Annotated in this window: 17 protein-coding genes and 2 tRNA genes; 11 read left to right on the plus strand and 8 right to left on the minus strand. The window is 65.6% G+C overall.

Annotation, left to right across the window (positions count from 1 at the left end; genetic code table 11):
* Positions 1–281: 281 nt before the first annotated feature.
* The 4 genes from BM162_RS07810 to BM162_RS22740 all read right to left on the minus strand — a co-directional run bounded on the left by BM162_RS07810 (position 282) and on the right by BM162_RS22740 (position 3454).
* Positions 282–1529 (minus strand): TRAP transporter large permease, encoded by a 1248-nt coding sequence (locus BM162_RS07810; protein WP_093420111.1) that lies wholly within the window; start codon positions 1527–1529, stop codon positions 282–284.
* Positions 1526–2029 carry a TRAP transporter small permease gene (locus BM162_RS07815; protein ID WP_093420113.1) on the minus strand — a complete coding sequence of 168 codons (504 nt, stop codon included), beginning with the start codon at positions 2027–2029 and terminating at the stop codon, positions 1526–1528. Before BM162_RS07815 ends, BM162_RS07810 begins: the two co-directional genes overlap by 4 nt.
* Before the next feature lies 1 nt (position 2030).
* A complete protein-coding gene (locus BM162_RS07820; RefSeq protein ID WP_093420116.1) occupies positions 2031–3029 on the minus strand; it encodes a TRAP transporter substrate-binding protein in 999 nt (332 codons plus the stop codon).
* 327 nt (positions 3030–3356) lie between these two features.
* Positions 3357–3454: transfer RNA gene (locus BM162_RS22740), tRNA-Pro, on the minus strand.
* Positions 3455–3548: 94 nt separating this feature from the next.
* On the opposite strand from BM162_RS22740, the gene BM162_RS07825 reads away from it, so the two are divergent.
* The 8 genes from BM162_RS07825 to BM162_RS07860 all read left to right on the plus strand — a co-directional run bounded on the left by BM162_RS07825 (position 3549) and on the right by BM162_RS07860 (position 10280).
* Positions 3549–4814, plus strand: a complete 1266-nt coding sequence (locus BM162_RS07825; protein WP_093420118.1) for a tyrosine-type recombinase/integrase — start codon at positions 3549–3551, stop codon at positions 4812–4814.
* Positions 4815–5000: 186 nt separating this feature from the next.
* Positions 5001–5231 (plus strand): helix-turn-helix transcriptional regulator, encoded by a 231-nt coding sequence (locus BM162_RS07830; protein ID WP_093420121.1) that lies wholly within the window; start codon positions 5001–5003, stop codon positions 5229–5231.
* Positions 5232–5355: 124 nt separating this feature from the next.
* Positions 5356–5952 (plus strand): hypothetical protein, encoded by a 597-nt coding sequence (locus BM162_RS07835; RefSeq protein ID WP_143096119.1) that lies wholly within the window; start codon positions 5356–5358, stop codon positions 5950–5952.
* The gene (locus BM162_RS07840) at positions 5940–6209 is read left to right on the plus strand and encodes a hypothetical protein (protein ID WP_093420126.1); all 270 of its coding nucleotides are present in this window, start codon (positions 5940–5942) and stop codon (positions 6207–6209) included. The genes BM162_RS07835 and BM162_RS07840 overlap by 13 nt, the downstream gene beginning before the upstream one ends.
* 54 nt (positions 6210–6263) lie before the next feature.
* Positions 6264–8504: an AAA family ATPase gene (locus BM162_RS07845; RefSeq protein ID WP_093420128.1), complete on the plus strand. Its 2241-nt coding sequence runs from the start codon at positions 6264–6266 to the stop codon at positions 8502–8504.
* Positions 8505–8787: 283 nt separating this feature from the next.
* The gene (locus tag BM162_RS07850) at positions 8788–9357 is read left to right on the plus strand and encodes a hypothetical protein (RefSeq protein WP_218153080.1); all 570 of its coding nucleotides are present in this window, start codon (positions 8788–8790) and stop codon (positions 9355–9357) included.
* Positions 9354–9665: a hypothetical protein gene (locus BM162_RS07855; protein ID WP_093420133.1), complete on the plus strand. Its 312-nt coding sequence runs from the start codon at positions 9354–9356 to the stop codon at positions 9663–9665. Before BM162_RS07850 ends, BM162_RS07855 begins: the two co-directional genes overlap by 4 nt.
* Positions 9666–9746: 81 nt before the next feature.
* Positions 9747–10280: a hypothetical protein gene (locus BM162_RS07860; protein ID WP_093420136.1), complete on the plus strand. Its 534-nt coding sequence runs from the start codon at positions 9747–9749 to the stop codon at positions 10278–10280.
* Here BM162_RS07860 and BM162_RS07865 read toward each other — a convergent pair.
* Complete coding sequence (locus tag BM162_RS07865) at positions 10264–10824, minus strand: recombinase family protein (protein WP_093420138.1); 561 nt, start codon at positions 10822–10824, stop codon at positions 10264–10266. The two genes, BM162_RS07860 and BM162_RS07865, sit on opposite strands and share 17 nt — an antisense overlap.
* 262 nt (positions 10825–11086) lie before the next feature.
* Between BM162_RS07865 and BM162_RS07870 the strand changes: the two genes are divergently transcribed.
* The 3 genes from BM162_RS07870 (at position 11087) to BM162_RS07880 (ending at position 13268) form a co-directional block, all read left to right on the plus strand.
* Entirely contained in the window at positions 11087–11332 is a 246-nt protein-coding gene (locus BM162_RS07870) for a hypothetical protein (RefSeq protein WP_093420141.1), read from the plus strand.
* 242 nt (positions 11333–11574) lie between these two features.
* Positions 11575–12120 carry a hypothetical protein gene (locus tag BM162_RS07875; protein WP_093420143.1) on the plus strand — a complete coding sequence of 182 codons (546 nt, stop codon included), beginning with the start codon at positions 11575–11577 and terminating at the stop codon, positions 12118–12120.
* A complete protein-coding gene (locus BM162_RS07880) occupies positions 12117–13268 on the plus strand; it encodes an LPD23 domain-containing protein (protein WP_093420146.1) in 1152 nt (383 codons plus the stop codon). The genes BM162_RS07875 and BM162_RS07880 overlap by 4 nt, the downstream gene beginning before the upstream one ends.
* A 478-nt stretch (positions 13269–13746) precedes the next feature.
* Here the strand turns inward: BM162_RS07880 and BM162_RS07890 are convergent, their stop codons facing one another.
* From BM162_RS07890 to BM162_RS07900, 3 genes are all read right to left on the minus strand, one after another.
* Positions 13747–14313, minus strand: a complete 567-nt coding sequence (locus tag BM162_RS07890; RefSeq protein WP_093420151.1) for a Panacea domain-containing protein — start codon at positions 14311–14313, stop codon at positions 13747–13749.
* A gap of 254 nt (positions 14314–14567) precedes the next feature.
* Positions 14568–14644, minus strand: a tRNA-Pro gene (locus BM162_RS07895).
* Between the two features lie 23 nt (positions 14645–14667).
* Positions 14668–15684, minus strand: coding sequence for a DMT family transporter (locus tag BM162_RS07900; RefSeq protein WP_245759202.1), 1017 nt, complete (start codon positions 15682–15684; stop codon positions 14668–14670).
* Between the last annotated feature and the right edge of the window lie 23 nt (positions 15685–15707).

Consider the following 15707-nt stretch of genomic DNA (forward strand, 5'->3'; position numbering starts at 1 on the left):
CGATGCTCGCAGCGTAAGATCGGAGGAGCCGAAGCTTTCGGTTCTCTTGCCAATCTCCTGTCGACTTCCCAGGAGCGGCGACCCTGTCTGCGCTGGGTGGAGACGCGAGAGGTCAGCCGCTACGTCAGCGCCCCACGAGGTCCAGCACGTAATCGTAGGTTGCTGTGACTTCACAGACCTGTGCTATTATTGGTCGGAGTGGCAGGATCGAACCTACGACTTTTGCTTGGCTGGAGCCGTTCTCAGAGTATCGTTCTGACCTCTCCCACACCCGTTTCGCCTCACAGGAAGAGCGGCACGTAGGTCACGAGCCCGAGCACCAGCACGAGCGCTGCCAGATACGGAAAGACCGCGGTCGCGATACGCTCGAGCCCGATGTTAGTGACGGAGGAGGCCACATATAGGTTGATCGCCACAGGCGGCGTTATCATCCCGATCGACAGGCCCACGACAAGGATAATCCCGAAATGCACCGCGTCGACGCCAAGCTGCGTCACCAGTGGCAGCAGGATCGGCGTCAGGATGATCAGGGCGGAGGCCGTTTCGATGAACACGCCCGTGACCAGTACCACGACCAGGATCATCGCCAGGATCACCGCCGGCTCTTGCGACAAGGCGAGCACGCCGTTGGCGATCTGTGCCGGCACCTGCCAATTCGAAAGTGCCCAGCTCAGCGCCGCCGAGGCCGAGATCACGAACATGATCACGGCGGTCGTGACGCCGGCCCGGATGCAAAGCCGGTAGATGTCCTTCAGCCCGAGGTCGCGGTGGATGAAGAGCGAGACGAGGATCGCGTAGTCAACCGCGACCACCGCTGCCTCGCTCGGAGTGAAGATCCCCGAAAAGATGCCGCCGAGGATGATGACCGGCGTCATCAGGCCCCAGAAGGCGGCGCGGAAGGTGCGCCAGATCGTGACGAACGAGAAGGCGCTGCCGGAGGGGTAGGCACGGCGGTGCCCCTGCACCAGAGCGATTGCGATCAGCGCAACGCCCATCAGCACGCCAGGGATGAAGCCGTTCAGGAAAAGCTTTGCGACCGATTCCTGCGCGATCACCGCGTAGAGGATCATCGGCACCGAGGGCGGGATGACCACGCCGATCGTGCCGCCGGCGGCGATCAGACTGGCGGCGGAGGCGGGGTCGTAGCCCTTGGCCTTGAGTTCCGGCACGAGCGTTGCGCTGACGGCGGCCGTCGTCGCCGCACCCGAGCCGGAAATTGCGGCGAAGAACATTGCAGCGAGGATCGAGACGACTGACAGCCCGCCCTTGAGGAATCCGATCAGCGCGTCCGCCAGGGCCACGAGCCGCGTGCTAATCTTGCCCGCCGCCATGATGTCGCCGGCGAGGATGAACATCGGCACGGCGACGAGCGCAAAGCTGTTGATGCCGGCGAACATCTGCTGCGGCATGACCAGAAGCGGAACGCCGCTGGCCCAGACGGCCGCCATGGTGCCCGCGCCGATTGCCACGGCCACCGGCACGCCGATCAGGAGAAGGACGGCGAAGACGCCGAAGAGAAGCAGGCTCATTCCGGATCGGCCTCAAGGCCTGTGCGCGCTTCGCCTCGCAGGGCCGCCACAAGATCGGTGAGGCAAAGGAGCGCCATCAGGCCGCTGCAGACCGGGATGACGCCGTAGACATAGATCATCGGGATGCGCAGCGAAGCCGAGCGCTGGAAGCTCTGCATCACCATGTAGTCCAGCCCGATCCAGGCGAGGGCGACGAAGAAGGCGATCGTGGCGACGAGTCCCAGAAGAACCACGCCCCGGCGCAGCCTTTCGGGCAGCCGCTCGGTCAGGACTGTCACCGCGATGTGCCGGTGCTCGGCCAGCGCCAGCGCGGCGCCAAGGAACGTCAGCCAGACGAGAAGGAAGCGCGCCACCTCCTCGGTCCAGCTGACGGCCGTAAAGAAGACCCGCGAGACGATCTGCAGGGAGATAACCGCGACCAGCGCGACGATGCCTCCGAAGACGACCGGGCGAAGCACCGCTCGCACCAGCCGCTCGACCGATCCCGCGAGTCCTGTCATCTCACTCGGCCTGCGCCTGGATGCGGTCGAGGTAATCGCCGAACTTCTGGCCATATTCCTCGTAAACGGGAGCGACCTGCGCCTTGAACGCCGCGAGGTCGGGATCGGTGTCGATCTCCATGCCGCGGGCGCGCAGCTCTTCGAGCTGCTCGGCTTCCATCTCTTCGTTGAAGGCGCGCTCATGGGAGGCGGCCTCACGCGCGGCCTCGACAAGGACGTCATGCGCGGCTTCCGGCAGCTTGCTCCAGGCGGGCATGCCGGCGACGAAGATGGCGGGCGCGTAGGTGTGGCGGGTCATCGTCATGTAGTCCTGCGTCTCGTCCAGCTTGAACGAGTGCACCACGCCTACCGGGTTTTCCTGCCCGTCGATCGTGCTCTGCTGCATCGCAGTAAGCGCCTCGGTCCAGGCCATCGGGATCGCGTTGGCGCCGAGCGCGCGGAACGTGTCGATATAGACCGGGTTTTCCATGACGCGGATGCGCATGCCCTCGAGGTCGGCCGGGCTCTCGACCGGCTTTACGCTGTTGGTCAGGTTGCGGAAGCCGCGCTCGGCATAGGCGAGGCCCTTGAGATTCACCTCCTGCAGGCGGTCGAGCAGTTCCTGCCCGACCTCGCCGTCGAGCGCCTTGTAGGCGGCCTCGCGCGAGGGGAAGAGGAAGGGCAGTTCGAACACGGCCATATCCTCGAGGAAGTTCGACACAGGGCCGTTGGTGATGACGCCCATGTCGATGCTGCCGATCTGCATGCCCTCGAGCAGCGTGCGCTCGTCGCCGAGCGTGGCACTGGGATGGATCTCGATGTTCACCTTCCCGCCGGTGCGCTCCTCGACGAGCTCCTTGAACTTCTCGGCGGCCACGTGGAAGCCGTCCTGCTCGTTCACCACGTGCGCCAGGCGCAGCGTCACCGGCTCCATCTCGGCGAAGTCCTCGGGTGCGGCCAGAGCAGTTCCGGCCGCGAATGTCACGGCGGCGGTGCCGGCAAGAAACGAACGTCTGAGCATCGGCGGATCTCCCATAAATTGCGCCCGGGCACCAATCTTCGATCGCGGGAGCGGCGTCAACCGGATCTCCTCAGTCGGAGAAGGTGGAGGCAGAGAGGGTGGGCAATCCGGATGAGGCGAAGAAATAGAGGGCGTGACATCCCGGCGAACGGACTCGCGTCTGATCCGAATCCGATTGTGTCGGGGATCGGTCGATCCGTCTGGCGGGCCTTCGCGGCGAGTACAATGGCCGACTTATGCAGCTCAATGCAATGAATGCCGTCGCGAGAAGTTCAGCGAGCCTTGGCCCGCTGTTTTGCATCCGCATAATTGTCTGGATTTGATGGTCGGAGTGGCAGGATTCGAACCTACGACCCCTGCCTACCGAAGACAGTGCTCGCAGGTATCGTTGAGGTTCATCAGGTATCGGCGCTCGCCACATCTCCCTGTTTTTCTTGACTTAAGCGGCTTGTTCCGTCTGAAGAGGGTTCAGAGGGTAGCGCACACGGTGCTGCCCATGTGCTGCCCCGGAGAAGGCGAATGAGCGCGACCAAGACGAGGCTGACAGATGCACAGGTGCGGGCGGCTGTCCTGCCTGACGGAAAGACAGAGGCGGTGCTGTGGGATACGGACGTTTCCGGCTTCGGGCTGCGGCTCCGCGGGAAGAGCAAGACGTTCATTCTGTCTTACCGGCCGCACGGGGCCGGGCGCGCGGCAAACGCCAAGCGGCTGAAGCTCGGAACGCCCTCGACCGTCGACGGTGTGAAAGAGGCGCGGCGCCTGGCGCGCGCTGCGCTGGGCAAGGTCGCCGCCGGCGAAGACCCTGTGGAGGAGCGGAAGCAGGAGAAGCGCCGCGCGGACGCCACGGTTGCGGCCCTCCTCGACCGGTACGACGCGCATCTCGAGCGGCGCCAGTACGTCACCCGCACGGACGTCCTGAGCCTCCTGCGCCGGCGCCTAGCGCCTCTTGCGGCGCGCGACTTGGCCGAAGTGAAGGGCTGGGAGCTCGCCGAGCTGATCGAGAAGCTCGACAAGGAGGGCAGGGGCAGCGCGGCGTCCACGTTCCGCACGCGGTGCAACACCTTCCTGAACTGGTGCGCCTTCGAGGCGCGCGTGATCGACAGCAACCCGCTCGCCGGCTATCGGCGCCGACGCGACACGCGGGCGGAACGGGTGGCCAAGAGGCAGCGCGGCCGGGCCCTCTCCGACGCTGAGCTTGCGGCGGTGTGGCGGACGGCGGGCGACGAGACTTCCTTCGGCCGTCTCGTCCGTTTCCTGATCCTCACAGGCTGCCGGCGGAATGAGGCGGCGAAGCTCCTGTGGAGCATGGCCGACCGCGAGCGCGCGCGGATCGACCTGCCGGCGACATTCACGAAACAGGCGCGCGGGCACACTGTCTTCATTGCGGGACCGCTCGAAGACCTGTTCGCCGCCTGTGACCTGGACGCGAGGGGATCCTACGTCTTCCCATCGCCGCGGACGGGCGGCCCGATGAGCGGGTGGAGCAAGATCATGGATCCGCACGACCATCGGACGAAGGGCGGCACCACGCCGCGCACGCCCGGCTTTGTGAAAGCCTGCGGCGTCGACTTCACGCTGCACGACCTTCGGCGGACGTTCCGCACCGGGCTTTCACGGCTGGGCGTCGATCGAGAGATCGCCGAGCTCGCGCTGGGCCACGCTCGGGAGGACTTGGAGGCGAGGTATAATCGCGACGACTGCGAGACGGCGCTCCGGCAGGCTTTCGGCGCATGGGCGGAGCATGTGCGGCGCGAGGTCGACGAGCGCGGGAGCGTCTTCGACTGACAGGCGGTCGAGCGAGAGCAACATCTAGTACGAACGCCCCTCGTAGAATCGATATCTTGCGACCCGCCGCGAATCGTGTTTATCCTCTTTCAAGACGCCTGCCACCCCTCGCCGGGTGGCGAAAGCGCGAAGCGATGATGCGCGGGCACCCTTTCTGGCCAGCGCGCTGCAAGAGCAGCGCGGCAGATGGAGGTGCTTATGCCCCACGCTCACCAACCCCATTCCCTCGACCTGGAGGCGCTGCCTCCCTCTTCTCTGCTAACGCGCAAGCAGGTTGCTCAGGTAATCGGCTTCTCTGAGGTCACGCTCAAGACTTGGGCGCGCGAAGGCCGCGGCCCCCGCATCACGCGGATCGAAGGAAAGCCGCGGTTCCGCGTCCGCGACGTGCAAGCGTGGATCGGTGGCGACAATGGGTGAGGCGAGGAACAACACGCCGAGTCCGCTGCGTCATGTCCCGCGCAAGTCGCGCCTCTTCCGCCTTCTGGAGCACCTCGGCGGCCTCCCGAGCAAGAGCGGCCAAGACTGCCCGCCGCCGATGCTGATGCATGCAGCCGAGCAGGTGCTGCGCAACCGCATCGCCGCAGAGTATCGGGCGCGGGGGCTCAGCGAACACACCCTGCCGGAGTGCCACACGGAGCTTGTGGACTCGTTCGTGGAGGTTGAGTTGCGGAAGCTCAGCGACTTCATGCGTTCCGCAGAGGAGCCGGCGCCGCGGCGGCGAGGCGCCCCGACGATCGATCCCTTCGTCGGAACGATCATCGCGTTTCAGTACCTCATCGAGCGCGAGCGGGAGCCGGATGCCTCGGAAAACCGTCTCTTCGAGCTCACCGCCCGCTCCTTGGGGCCCGGCTTCCGCGGAGACCACATGCGGCGCGGCTTCAAGATCGGAGCGCGTCGCCTGGGCCTTGTCCTGAACGATCCGGAGGCGCTGTACCCGGCGTGGCTGCCTGTGGAGGCCGAGGCGTCATGGCAGCGATTGGGGACTGAGGGCACGCTCTTCCTGCTTCGCGCAGTGCGGCAGTTCGATGCCGAAGAGCGGGGCAACGAAAATCCGTCTTCGGCTCAGCTTTTACCGTTCTCCTCCCGCGCCGACTCTCGAACGCGGCACAAAGAGGAGCCGAAGGCATGTCGACACTGAGGGCGCCGCTCTGCTGGCGGGATTGCGAATACGTCAGCGCCGCCAACGCTGCGCGGATCGCGGGGCGTACGCCGGGCTGGGTGCGCGGCGCGATAGTCGCGGGCGAGCTCCGCGCCGTCCGCCTGCCGACTGGCGGACCGCCAGTCGTGACGGTGGAAAGCCTGGTGCGACTGCTGGACTCGGCGGCCCCGCTTGACGGGCCGGCCGTTCCGGCTGGCCGCCGGTCCCCGCTGCGGCTCGTCGCCGACAACTCCTGAAACGCAAAGGCGCGCCGCGGGGCCACACCGCAGACGCGCCAAAGGAAGTACCAGATGCACGAAGACTACAGCCAGACTCCCTCTGACGCAAATCCCGCCGACGCTGTGCCAAGCGCGGAGAAGGCCGCGGAGTTCCTCTCAGCGGTTGCGGGCGAGGGCCCTATCGCCGTCGCGCAAATCGTGCCGGACGCCGGCGGCGTGAACGGCGCGACATTCAACCTGCCGGAGCAGCGCAGCGCATTGGAGGCGTGGATCGCCGAACGCGAAGGGCGGGCGAACCTCTACTATTCCCTCAACACGCCCGCACCGGCAGAGGAACGGCGCGGGAAGGCGGGGCGCCTGACGGAGGCGGACGTGACGCACATTCGCGGCGTCGCTGTCGACGTGGACCCGCGGCCGGGCTCGCTCGAGGAAGAGCGGGCGCGGCTGGTGCAGATGGCGCAGAAGGAGGCGGCGAATTTCTTCGGCTCGCCGACGGCGATCGTGGACAGTGGCGGCGGCGTTCAGATGCTGTGGCTGTTCGATAAGCCGATGAAGCACACGCCGGAGGCGGCCGAGGCTGTGAAGGCGCAGGCGCGCGGCTTGGGTCAGCGGTTCGGCTCCGACGCGGTGCAGAGCCTGGAGCACCTGTTCCGGCTGCCGTTCACCCGCAACCTGCCGGATGCGAAGAAACGCGCACGGGGCCGGCGAGAGGCAACGGCGCGGCTCCTGGATATGAGCGGCGACCGCCACACCCTCGAGGGGCTGCGCCACATCGCGCCCCCGGCGGCGCCCCGGGCGGAGCGTGTGGAGGCGCTGGGCCCTGACCTGGACTATGCGGCGGTGCTCGAGGCGCTGGGCGAGCCCGGCGCATTGCCGGAGCGGCTGCGCGAGGTAGCCGGGGCATGTGCCAAGCGGCGCGAGGAGATCCTCGGCGAGGCTGCCGGCGACCGCTCGACGAGCGACTATAGGATCGCCGCGCATGTGGTGCGGGAGCATCGGATCACGGATGCAACAGAGGTCGCGCAGGTTGTCTTCGCGGTGTCGCCGGATCGGCTGTCGGACGAAGAGGAGCGGGGCCGCGGCGAATACTATTGCCGGCACACCGTGGGCAAGGTGCTGGCGCGGAATGAGCCGAACCTTGATCCGCTCGACTTCTTCGAGGTGATCGACCCGGCCGAGCTGACGCAGGACAGGAAACTGCAGGAGATGTTCGGGCGCGGCGCTGGTGCCGACGTCTTTGAGTCGCTGTCGATCGACGAGATTTTCGAACTGCCCGATCCCGTCTTCGCGATCGACCGCCACATTCCCGAAGGCGGCATGGGCTTCCTCTATGGGGCCCCGGGCTGCGGCAAGAGCTTCATCGCCTTGGACTGGGCGCTGCACATGGCCTACGGCTTGCCGACCTGGCACGGCGACGCGATCCGAACGCGGCCCGGCGCGGCTGTCGTCTATATCGCTCGCGAGGGCTCTTCGGGCTTCAAGGCGCGGATCCACGCCTGGCAGCGCAGCCGCCTCTTACCGCAGGACCGCCGCCCGCAGTTCCAGCTTATCCGCCAAAGCCTCAGCTTCATGCAGCCGGAGGACGTGGCGCGCCTGCGGCGGACTGTGGAGGCGAACGTGTCGGGCCCGGTTGACCTGATCGTTGTGGACACCGTGTCGCGCGTCATGCCGGGCGCCGACGAGAACCTGCAGAAGGAAATGACGCTCTTTGTGCGGGCGTGTGACGCGCTGCAGGACGCCTTCGGATGTATCGTCCTGGGCGTTCATCACAGCGGCAAGCAAGGCGACATGCGCGGCTCTTCGGTGCTGAAGGGCGCGGGTGACTTCGTCTTCAAGCTCGAGCGCGCCGAGGGCGCGGACGTGGCGACGCTGCATTGCGAGAAGCAGAAGGACGCGCCCGACGGGTGGGCGGAAAAGTATCGAATGGCGAAGGTGCAGTGGGCGGACGGCGCCGGCGACCGCTCGTCGCTCGTGCCGCACAGGATGGCAGAGGCCGAACGGACTGCGGCCGAGGAGAAGCATGCACAGGCACTCGCGCAGATCGTGCTCGGCGTGCTCGACGGCAGGGAGGCGGCGCTATGGTCCGAGATCAAGGCGGCCGCGAGGGCACACGCGCAGCCGGGCGGGGCGCTGCGTCCCGCGAAGAAGGATGACGACGTTCGGGACCAGCTCACTCAGGCGCTGAGCGGAAAGGGCGTGACGGTCGATATGCTCGGACAGACTGTCCGGGTTTGGGCGGAGAAAGCCGGTGCCGCTCGCACCGCACCGTGGCGTTTCGCTTACCGAGAGGTTGCCGAGGAGGACGGGGCATGATCGCGCAAAAAGCCTTACCGAAGCTTAACCTCGGCTTGCCGAGGGTAAGGAAAAAATGCAGCGCACGCAGTGGCTTAGCGGCTTTTCGGGCGTTGCTTAACCCTTACCGAACACCCGGTAACCGGCAAGGGTCGAAAATCCTCATATTTTTCAGGGGGTTGAGGCTTACCGGGCTTACCCTCCCTACGGGAGCGCCGCCAAGGGGCAAGGCGCGCGCCCTTGGGGTCCACAGGGCGCCTTCGGCGACGCCCGAAGTGTGTAAGCTTATGCGGAGGTGTGTACGATGAGCGCAGAGAAACGCGGGCGTTCCACAGGCAGATTGCCAACCGAGGAGGCGCGGCGCCGCGGGCTCAGAAACTCCCTTGCGAAGCGCGCGGCCGCGCCGCGGTGTGGAGCCAAGCGCCGGACTGACGGCGAACCCTGCACACAGCCTGTGCCCGAGGCGGGCAAGCGGTGCCGCTACCACGGCGGCGCCACGCCGAAGGGGAAGGAATGGCATCGTCGCCAGTGGCCGAGGAAGGGCGCGGCGCCGTCGCGGCTAAAGGGCAAGATGCTCGCGCTCGCGGTGCGCGACCGGAAGGCGGAAGAACGACGCGCAGCGATGACGCCGGAAGAACTCGAGGCGCACGAGAAGCACCGGCGCGCAGTCCGACCCGGAACGCCCTCACAGCGTCAGCAAGCGCGCAGGGCGCGAGAGGCGCGGCAGCTTGTGGAGGAGTTGGACCGCAAGCGCGAGGGCCCTCCTACGGGCGAACAGGCGGCGCTGGCGGCGCAGATTGCAGAGCTCGAGGCAAAGGCGGAGCGGCTGAGGGCAGAAGAGACCGAACGACGGACGGAAGGAACGAAGCGATGACACGAGACGAAGACACCGCCGCGCAGGCGCTCGCACGGAACATGCACCGGATTCGGACGGAGGGGCTAGACGCCGCGACCGACGCCGGGATCCGCCTCTTGCAGGATCCGAAGGCGCCCGCCCAGGCGAAGAGCGCCACGATCAACGCCATGTTCCGGGCGTCCGGGCTCTTCGGGAAGCAGGAGGACGAAGAAGAACTTGAGCCGCACGAGATGACGAGCGCCCAGCTAGATCGCGCGATCAAGAAGCAGGAAGAGAAGCTGCGCGCGGCCGCGGCAGGGAAGGACGTCGACGGACTCTTTGACTAAGGCGCCCGATCCGATCCAGCATCGACGCGGGCCCCTCTAACGGCCCGTGTCGATATGACGAGTTACTTGAGGGATCAGAAAATGGCTGTTGAAGCGGACCGCTACGTCAATTCGGAACTTTCAGACAAGCTCCTCGCGCTGGTGCAGTCATACCTGCTGTTGTGCGTGGTGGTCTTCGTGCTCTGGGCGACTCTGCCGCCGGCTTGGGCGCTCGCCTTGACGGTCCTAGCGCACCTGTTTTTGAACCTCGTCTTCCTCTCGCTCACCTGTCTGAGCAATATGCTTTCAAACGACCGCGTGCTTTCGCTCGGGCAAGCTGGTGCCCTGATGCATTTTGCTAGTGCTGAGCGTGAAGGCGCCTTCAGAGCCCGGGTTGAGCAGTCATTTTCCGCGGGTGATGCGATGTTAAGGGAGGCGCGGCGAGCTGGACCGACTGCGGCCGGGTATCCTGAGCTTGAATCGGAGCACGGCCGCCGCGCCCTGTGGCGTGGGGCTGCAGGTTTATTGGCCGAGTTCGCGCTCTTGGCGATCGTTTCGGCTGCTGGACTCTATTCGGCTCCCCTGCTGGGCTCGCTCCTCACGGGCTTTGAAAGCTGGGTCATCTCGCTTCGCTAGCCTGATAGCTTCCGTTCAGCACACGATATACGGACGCACGTCCGATGCCGAGCTGTGAGGCGATCGCGGAGGCGCCGAGCCCCTCGGCGCGGAGCCGCTGAACCTCCGCGGCGTCGATCGTCGCGCGGCGCCCCTTGTAGACGCCCTTCGCCTTTGCGCGGGCGATCCCTTCCGCCTGACGCTTGCGGATGATGTTGCGTTCAAACTCGGCGAAAGCGCCCATCATCTGGAGCTGAAGGCGCGACAGCGGATCGTCGGCGCCCGGCGAGAAGCGCAGTCGCTCTTGCAGGAACTCAACACAGACGCCCTTGTCATTCAGTTCCTGCACGATGCCTTGGAGGTCGCGAAGATCGCGCCCGAGCCGATCGAGGCTGTGAACGACAACCTCGTCACCCTCGCGCGCCCATTCCATCATCTGCACCAGCGCGGGCCGGTCGCGCTTCGCGCCGCTCACCTTCTCCTCGAACACCTTCTCGCAATCCGCCAGCTCCTGGCGCTCGAGGTTCTGGTCTTCGGTGCTCACCCGTCTGTAACCGATCCGCATGTCTCGCCCTCACTGTCTCATTTGGGTCTAGACTAGGTCTAGGAGGCGCAGGAGGTATTTGCAAGACATTTATTTGAGACAGTCTCGGCGTCTCATCGTCTCGTCTCGGCAGGGCGTACCCAAACGAGACGCAGTTCGGCGCCGCGAGGTGTGAAGCAGCGGCATCCAGGTGCGCCGCTGTCCCTTTTGTCGCTCAACTTCCACCGTGACATACATCTTGCGGCCGGCTTAGGTTGACCGCTGCACATCCAAGGGACGAGTGATGATCGCGAAGGAAGCGGCAGATTATTGGCATGGCGCAGCAGAGGCGCGCGCGTTGACAGGAAGAGAGGGCGTCGAGGTGATCGCGTCTGCAATTGAGCGAATAGAGGCCGCGGCGTTGCATGCCGCGCCTCCCGTTGCCATGCGGGCGATGGATACGCTCGAGTATCTGTCGGCGAGCGGACCGACGGCCGTTGTGCGCGAAGCGGCAGTGGACGCTCTGAGATGGATCAGGGCACCCCGGTAATCGACGGGAGCCGTTGGGCGGGACGGTGCCGGACCCCGCCGCAGGCACCTAGCCGGCGGGAACCGCCCCCCGGGTACAGTCCGAACAATCGCCAAATGCCAGTGCCCGGCCCGCGAACATAACCGCGGCCCGCTGGAACTTTCGGAACCACCGCTTGACGAGAAACCGCCGCGCGCGGCTGTTTTTCCGTTCACCGTACGCGGCCACGATGCGGTAAAGTCACCCGAACGCGAGGCCACCGCATGTTCGCAATCCATCGAAGAGACCCCCGCCGCTCTGAGCCCGAGGCGCTCGACGCGGCGCAGATGCACGCCGGCATGTTCCTGGACGACACCCCCTCCGCGCCCGGTTCGATGCCGTGGGCGCTCCGCCTCTACGACCTCGCCTTCCTGTGCTTCGAGGTGCGGGAGAACCTCGCCGGCCGGCGCATCTCCCCTGCCGTGGGGGACGAGGCGCGCCGCTTGCTTGAGCGTGTGAAGGCCTGCCTTTTGCAGCAGTTCCCGGCGCTGGGCCCGATCGACCGCATTTCGGCGGCCTGTGACGGGCTTCAATTCCTCGTCCGCTGTGCAAGCGAAGGCACGCCGGACGATCAGCGCCGCGCCTTCAGAATGGCGCATGTGAACGCACAGTGGCTGCAGAACGTCGCGCACAACGCTTACCTGGATGCGGAATGGCGGAAGGCGCAGGGCGCAGAGCGAGCGGCCGTAGTGGACGCGCTGCGCGAAGAGTGGTCGCCCGTGACGGTGCTCATCCCCCGCCACAAGCTTCGTTACGAGGTGCCAGCGTGAACCTGCAGGATCTCTTCGGCGGCTTTTTCTCGCCCGAGGCGGGGCAGCGTCGCCGGGCATGGCTCGACGAACAGGACCGCCGGATCACTGAGGGGGTGCGCTACTTCCTCGGTCCACAGCTTGCGCCGCAGGTGGAGCGGGCGGCAGGCATGGCCGCGCTCTTTTCGCCGGGGCAGGACGTTGTGGACGCACAGCAAGCGAGCCGCAACCTGACGCGGTGGGACGGGCCGATGGATGCCGCGGGCGATGCGGCCACGCTTGCCGCGGCGCTGGGCTCAACGCTCCTGCCGGGCGGCGTCGCCAGCTATCGTCAAGGCATCGAGGACTTAATGGACGCCGGTGTCAGGACGCACAAGAGCGGGCAGCTCAACATCTTCGCGGGGCCGGGCGCTGCGAACGCGGATCGCTCCGCGCTCTCGCGCGCCGAACAGATGGAACAGGCCGGCGTAGACAGGGACCACATTTGGAGGTCGACCGGATGGGGGCGCGGAGTTGACGACCAGTGGCGCTTCGAGATCGACGACAGCGCGGCACGCGTGGGGTTGCGTCCTGGCGAGACCGCGCCGCTGCCCGACGCCCTGAAGCATGAGCAGCTGAATGCAGCTTATCCTCAGCTTCAACGCGTGGACGTGGCGATGACAGACGAGGTAGATCCGGGCACGCAAGGCGTCTTCATGGGCGCTCTTGGCGAAGGTGGACACGGTGACGCGACGCTGTGGCTCAGCGACCGTGCACGCGCTCCGCGTTCCACGATGCTGCACGAGGCGCAGCACGCGGTTCAGCAGATCGAAGGACGCCAAGCGGGCGGGAACCTTGTGGACGCCGGAAATAGCGCCGTCGCGGGGGAGATACTCGAGGAACTGCGCGGTGAAGCTCAGCCTATGGGCTTTGAGGAGTTCTTCAAGAACTCCGGGCTCGAGGACCGGGCGATGGCGCGGCACATCTTCGACAACTTCGTGAGCGATGGCGCGGCCGAAGAGGATCTCCGGAGGAAGGCCGCCCAGGAAGCGTACCGCCGGCTTGCCGGAGAGGTGGAGGCGCGGAACACGCAGGCCCGCCGGCACATGACGGCGGCAGAACGGCGGGAGGTGCCGCCGTGGGCGACTGAGGACGTGCCGCGAGAGAAGCAGCTACTGGGTCGGCATTGAGGCACTTTTGGACTGGCGACAGCCGAAAGCTTCGGAAGGTGCTGTTAGCCGGCGCTAATCAGCGATGCTTGTTCATCTGGAAATATCTCTTCACGCGCTCGGCAGTGTTCTCCGATCTGGCCACGCCGTTCCGGACCTTGAGCCCCGACTGCCCGTTCATTGCTTGGCGGGGGGCGATGATCCCGCGCTCGATCCCGGTCTGAATTTTATGCACTTCCCTGATCTGGGCGTGCTGGTAAGACGCGAATGACCTGTGTCGTAGGAACGGGTGCTCATGCGCCTCGAGCAAGCAAGTTACGTCATCTGTACGTCCGTTACACGAGCATATCGGAACAAGAAGGACGTTCCCCTCTTCACAGGGATTCGTGCAGACGACGAACAGGTGCTTTCTGTCCCGATCATGCGCCGGGCCAGAAATGATCAAGAAGGTACCGTTCTTCGTAACTGACATGCGGTGAACAGATACTCGCGGTGCCTATCAGAGCGATGCGAACATCTCATCGACCGCGGCCATGTCGGCTGCATATTCCGAGCGCTCACGCGCATCTTGGCGACCAACTGCTTCCATCATCCGCACCAACGGCAAATCACGGGAGCTTCCGTTGGGATCTTCCCATTCGGGGACATTGGCGCGATCATGCGTCCAGTCGCGCAACTGGTAATGCCCCATGTGCCCAAAGCGCTGCCATACCTCGTCCAGGATGCGGCGCTCGGCGGCACTGAGTTCGTCCAAATCCAACTGCTCACCGACGGCACCATCCGGCAGACCGACGACGTAGCCGCGCCGCGGACCTACAAAATCTGACCACCCGCTTTCGGGGTCGTCACAGAATCCGTCGATGAAAGCATAGGCCATGGAGTTCACAGGGCCGTGCGGCATTGAAACGTAACGATCCTGCTGGATGGGAAAGCCACGTTGACGAACGCTCTCGCGGTCAGCGATGTACAGCAGCTTCACGACCTTGAGCACATTCAGAGGCCGTCCGCCGTGCTTGAGGCAGAGGTACGCGATTGTCTGTGCTGCTTTTCGGGCGTTGAACTTCATAAATCACCTAGCACGCGCCTGAGACCGGCTGCGCTATCCTCCCTTCGGAACGTATGGCACTTAAGATTCGGTGACTCAATTCACAAATCACGAAACAGTTCAGCGCACATGAAGGTTGTGGGGGCTCCGTCACGCTCCCGACGCGGGCCGTAGTGGCCTGCTCAGCGTTGCCCCGGTGCTGCCCTGCCTTCCTGAAACGACGCAGGCCGCCAAGCTGGCGGCCCTTTAAGTCCCTGCCCCTATTGGGGAATATCTGGTCGGAGTGGCAGGATTCGAACCTACGACCCCTGCCTCCCGAAGACAGTGCTCTACCAGGCTGAGCTACACTCCGACCGTGGCGTGCCTCCTACCGATTCACCGGGGGGTTGGCAATACCCTTTCTCCACGACGTCCGGGCAATCCGGTCAGGCCGGGGACGCGAGGGGCTGTGGCGGTGTCGGGACGCTGCTTCGTCGACAGGACGGGCGTCGTACGTGAGCGGCCTGAAAGGCTTTCGCGCAGCACCACGTAGAGCCCGCTGGCGATGATGACCGCCGCCCCGAGCCAGGTCACGGGGTCGGGCGACTCGCCAAAGAACACGGCGCCGTAGAGCGCCGCCCAGATGATCTGGGAGTACTGCATGGGTGCGACGACGGCGGCGTCTCCGGCACGATAGGCGGCGATGATGACGAGGCCGGCGGCGAAGCCGAAAAGCGCGATCACGGCGACGCCGCCCAGGTGCAGGATCGGCATTGGGCGATAGACGAAGGGCAAGGCGCAGGCCATCAGAACGAAGCTCGTCACCATGGGATAGAGCATCAGCACCGCGCTGCGTTCCTCGCGCCCGATCTTGCGCACCACGACCGAGGCCGTGGACGAGCTAAGTGCGGCCATGACCGCCGCCGCATGCCCAAGACTAAGCGGCTCGGCTCCGGGGCGCAGGACGATCAGCACGCCGGCCAGTCCCGCAATGACAGCGAGCCAGCGATGGATGCCCACCCGCTCGCCCAGAATCGGGATGGACAGGACCGTGATCAGAAGCGGCGAGGTGAACAGGATCGCATAGGTCTGCGCCAGCGGCAGAACGGTGAAGGCGTAGAAGGCCGAAAGCCCCGTCACGACCGTGGCAAGCGTACGCAGCGCCACCCACCACGGATGCACGGGGCGAAGCGTGCCCGAAGCGCGGTCGTGCATCAGCATGATCGTGGCGAGCGGGAAGCTCAGCAGAACGCTGAAGAATATGATCTGGAACGGGGCGTAGAACGCCCCGAGCGTTTTCACCACCACGTCGTGCGTGGCGAAGATCGCGAAGGCGGCGAGCGCGAGCAGCGCCCCCTTCGCGTTCGAGCGGTTCGAGTCGGTCATGGAATCCAGCCGGTTGCGTGATTCCATTCAGGCCGCCACGCTGCCGCGGT

The sequence above is a fragment of the Tranquillimonas alkanivorans genome, assembly GCF_900115595.1.
Taxonomy (GTDB): Bacteria; Pseudomonadota; Alphaproteobacteria; order Rhodobacterales; family Rhodobacteraceae; genus Tranquillimonas; species Tranquillimonas alkanivorans.